The sequence below is a fragment of the Kitasatospora putterlickiae genome, assembly GCF_039527695.1.
In the GTDB taxonomy this organism is placed as follows: domain Bacteria; phylum Actinomycetota; class Actinomycetes; order Streptomycetales; family Streptomycetaceae; genus Kitasatospora; species Kitasatospora putterlickiae.
Map to the genome: position 1 here is coordinate 29,000 of NZ_BAAAKJ010000044.1, position 3,918 is coordinate 32,917.

General features: G+C 73.0%; 4 protein-coding genes. 3 read left to right on the forward strand and 1 reads right to left on the reverse strand.

Features of this window, described 5'->3' with window-relative positions; genetic code table 11:
- Positions 1-729, reverse strand: a 729-nt coding sequence (locus ABD308_RS05405) for an ATP-grasp domain-containing protein (RefSeq protein ID WP_344327221.1), incomplete at its 3' end; no start/stop codon positions are given.
- A gap of 189 nt (positions 730-918) precedes the next feature.
- Here ABD308_RS05405 and ABD308_RS05410 point away from each other — a divergent pair.
- From ABD308_RS05410 to ABD308_RS05420, 3 genes are all read left to right on the forward strand, one after another.
- On the forward strand, positions 919-1,503 hold the full coding sequence (locus ABD308_RS05410; protein WP_344327233.1) for a GNAT family N-acetyltransferase: 585 nt from the start codon (positions 919-921) through the stop codon (positions 1,501-1,503).
- A gap of 113 nt (positions 1,504-1,616) precedes the next feature.
- Positions 1,617-2,282, forward strand: a complete 666-nt coding sequence (locus tag ABD308_RS05415) for a TetR/AcrR family transcriptional regulator (RefSeq protein WP_344327245.1) — start codon at positions 1,617-1,619, stop codon at positions 2,280-2,282.
- A 165-nt stretch (positions 2,283-2,447) separates the two neighbouring features.
- Positions 2,448-3,918: MFS transporter (locus ABD308_RS05420; protein WP_344327253.1), on the forward strand; the 1,471-nt coding region annotated here is incomplete at its 3' end.

Here is a 3,918-nt window from a genome sequence, read left to right on the forward strand (position 1 = left end):
GCCGGTCTCGACGAAGGCGGGCGCGCCGCCGACGCTCTTGTCGGTGATCCCGACGACGTGCGCGACGCCGTCGGCGGAGACCGTCTCGACGCTGACCTCCGGTCCGGTGAGCAGCTCCTCCAGCAGCACCGCGGGCTCCCGGCGCTGGCCCCGCGCGTTGACCGGGAAGGCCTCCAGGGCCCGGACCGCGGCGAGGAGTTCGGCCTCGTCGCGGACCGCGCGGACGAACATCCCGGCGCACAGGTCGACCGGCTTGACGACCAGCGGGTAGCCGATCGCCCGGGCCCCGGCGCGGGCCTGCCCGGCGTCGGCGCAGAGCGCGTACGCGGGGCCGGGGACGCCGGCCCCGGCGAGCCGGCGGCGGGTGAGGTCCTTGCGGCAGGCGGCGGCGACGGCCTCGGGCGCCGGTCCGGGCAGGCCGAGCCGGCGGGCCGTCCGGGCGACCTGCGGCAGGTAGTAGTCGCAGGAGGAGAGCACGCCGTCGAAGCCGAGCAGCGCGTGCAGCCGTTCGGCGTACGGGAGCAGCGCGTCCGGGTCGTTGGTGTCGGCGGTGAGGACGTTCTCGGCGGCGAGCAGCGGGTGCGGGCCGTCGGCGGGGTCGGCGGCGCGCAGGTAGTGGTGCAGGTCGCGGGTGAGGAAGGTGAAGCGGTGACCGCCCTCCCCCAGCGCCCGTGGCAGCAGCCTGCTCATGGAGCCGACCCAGCTCTCGATCACCAGCAGATGTGCCACGACTCTCCCTTTCGACGGACTCGGCGGACCCGGTGGACTCGGCGGTCCCGACCGACAGGCAGGACCGTAACGGGATTCGTTTTCATTTTCAACGCGCCGGACCGTGAATCCGTCGATGCGTCAGATGAAAGTGGTTTTCATGTACTCTTGCCCCTCACCCGCCGCGCCCAACCCCGTCGGAGAATCCTGATGGACCGTCAACTCCCTTACACTGTGCGCCACGCGCTCCCCCAGGACGTGACCGGTGCGCGCCGGCTGATCCTGGACACCTTCTACCGCGAGTTCGGCTACGGCTACGTGCCCGACTGGCACGCCGACGTCGTCGACCTCCAGGGGTACTACCTGGACCACCCCCGGCACGCCCTGCTGGTTGCCGTGCACGGCGAGGAGGTGGTGGCCACCACCGCGCTGCACTCCACCGGCCCCGCCCATCCGCCGCACCCGCGCGAACTCGCCCGGCGCTACCCGTCCGGCACCACCGCGCAGCTGGTCCGGGTCTACGTCCGCGCCGAGCACCGGCGGCAGGGGCTGGCGCGGGAGCTCGTCCACCGGGCCCGCGCGTTCGCCGCCGGGGAGGGCGGCTACCGACGGCTCTACCTGCACACCAACACCGCGATCCCGGGCGCCGAGGCGTTCTGGCGCAGCCTCGCGGAGGAGGTCTACGACGCCCGCCCGACCGGCGAGCACGGGCCGGGGGTGTCCACCGTCCACTTCGAGATCCCGCTGCACCGGCCGGTGGCGGCCGCGCTCGGCGGGAATGTCGGGGCGATGTGACGCAGGTCACGTCCGGGTGTGAAATTTCCGGGGACGGATTCCCCGTTTAGCCTTCCGTAGGACTAAGCGGGGAGCGACTCCCCGGAACCCGTACCCCCGGGAGGAGTGCCCCCGTGACCACCGTCGCCCCCCGTTCGACCCGCGCCGCGGGCCCGGCCCGCGCGCCCAGACTGCGCGCGGACGCGAGCCGCAACCGCGAACGGATCGTCCTGGCGGCCCGGGACGCGTTCGTCGAGCACGGCGCGGACGCGCCGCTGGACGAGATCGCGAAGCGGGCGGGCGTCGGAAACGCTACGCTCTACCGGAACTTCCCCACCAGGACGGCGCTGATCCGCGAGGTGGCGCTGCTCGTGCAGCACCGCATCGTGGCGATCGCCGAGCGGGCGGCCGCCGAGGTCCCCGGCGCGTTCGACGCCCTGGAGCGGTTCGCCCACGAGACCGTCGACGAGAAGGTCGGCGCGCTCTGCCCACTGCTCACCAACCGGGTCGACAGGAACGACCCGGACCTGGTCGAGGCGCGCGAGCGCCTGCTGGCCGTCGCCGGTGACCTGCTGGAGCGGGCGAAGGCGGCGGGCGAGGCCCGTCCGGACGTCGACCACGGCGACCTGTTCATCGCGATGAGCCAGCTCACCCGCCCGCTTCCGGGCACCTCGTGCCGCGTCCTGGGCGACTTCGTCCACCGGCACCTGCAACTGTTCCTGGACGGCATGCGGGCACCCGCCCCCGGCGTCCTGCCCGGCCGGGCCGCGACCTTCGAGGACTTCCACGGCGACCACTGAACCACCGCGCTGAACCACCGCGCCGGCCGACCGGCGTGACCTGACACCAGAGCCCCTTCACCGCGCCGACGCGGTGCGGCGCCCGTGCGCGCCCGCCGCCGCCCGCGTTCCCTCCGCACCTTCCAGACCATTCGCACGCCCCGGCACCCCGAAGTGAGTACCCCCATGCCACAAACCGCCCCGTCCGCCCTCCAGCCCGACCCGAGGCGCTGGAAGGCCCTGATATTCATCGGCCTCGCGCAGCTGATGGTCGTCCTCGACGCCACCATCGTGAACATCGCGCTGCCGTCCGCCCAGAAGGACCTCGGCATCACCGACGGCAACCGCCAGTGGGTGATCACCGCGTACGCGCTGGCCTTCGGCGGCCTGCTGCTCTTCGGCGGCCGGGTGGCCGACCTGTGGGGGCGCAAGCGGGCGTTCGTGGTCGGCCTGACCGGCTTCGCGCTGGCCTCCGCGCTGGGCGGCGCCGCCGCCAACACCGCGATGCTGCTCGGCGCCCGCGCCCTCCAGGGCGTCTTCGGCGCCCTGCTGGCCCCGGCCGCGCTCTCGCTGCTGGCCGTGATGTTCACCGAGGCCAAGGAGCGCGCCAAGGCGTTCGGCATCTACGGCGCGATCGCCGGCGGTGGCGGCGCGATCGGTCTGATCCTCGGCGGTGTGCTCACCGAGTACATGAACTGGCGCTGGACCTTCTTCGTCAACATCCCGTTCGCCGTGATCGCCGCCGTCGGCGCCGTCATGGTGATCCGCGAGCCCGCCGTCGGCCGCAACCGCGACCGCCTCGACATCCCCGGCGTGCTGCTGGTCACCACCGGTCTGGTCGCCCTGGTCTACGGCTTCACCCGGGCCGAGTCGGACGGCTGGAGCTCCGGCGTGACGATCGGCCTGTTCGTCGCCGCCGCCGTGCTGCTGGCCGCGTTCGTCCTGGTCGAGCTGAAGGTCAAGGCGCCGCTGCTGCCGCTGCGGGTCGTACTGGACCGCAACCGCGGCGGGGTCTACCTGTCGCTGGGCCTGGCCGTGATCGGCATGTTCGGTCTCTTCCTGTTCCTGACCTACTACCTGCAGATCGTGCTCGACTACAGCCCGGTCCTGACCGGCGTGGCCTTCCTGCCCATGGTGGCGGGCATGATCACCGGCTCGACCCAGATCGGCGCCCGGCTGATGACCCGCGTCCCGGCGCGGTACCTGATGGCGCCCGGCTTCCTGGTCGCCTCGATCGGCATGCTCATCCTGACCCAGATCGACCTGGACACGTCCTACCCGGCGCTGATCCTGCCCGGTCTGATCCTGATGGGCCTCGGCATGGGCACCGCGTTCATGCCGGCCATGAGCCTGGCCACGCACGGCGTCCAGCCGCGCGACGCGGGCGTGGCGTCCGCCATGGTCAACACCTCGCAGCAGGTCGGCGGCGCCATCGGCACCGCGCTGCTGAACACCATCGCGGCCAGCGCCACCGCCACCTGGCTGGCGGCCCACGCGGCCACCGCGACCACCCCGGCCGCCGCGCGGACGGTGCAGTTCCAGGGCATGGTCGAGGGCTTCTCGACCGCGATCTGGTGGTCCTTCGGCATCCTGGTGCTGGCGGCCGCGATCGCGTTCGTCCTGATCAACGCCGGCCGCCCCGGCGGCTCGGCGGCCG

Bases quoted from the DNA above. Each gene is read 5' to 3' on its own strand.
- ABD308_RS05410 (WP_344327233.1), top strand. From the start codon at position 919: ATGGACCGTCAACTCCCTTACACTGTGCGCCACGCGCTCCCCCAGGAC.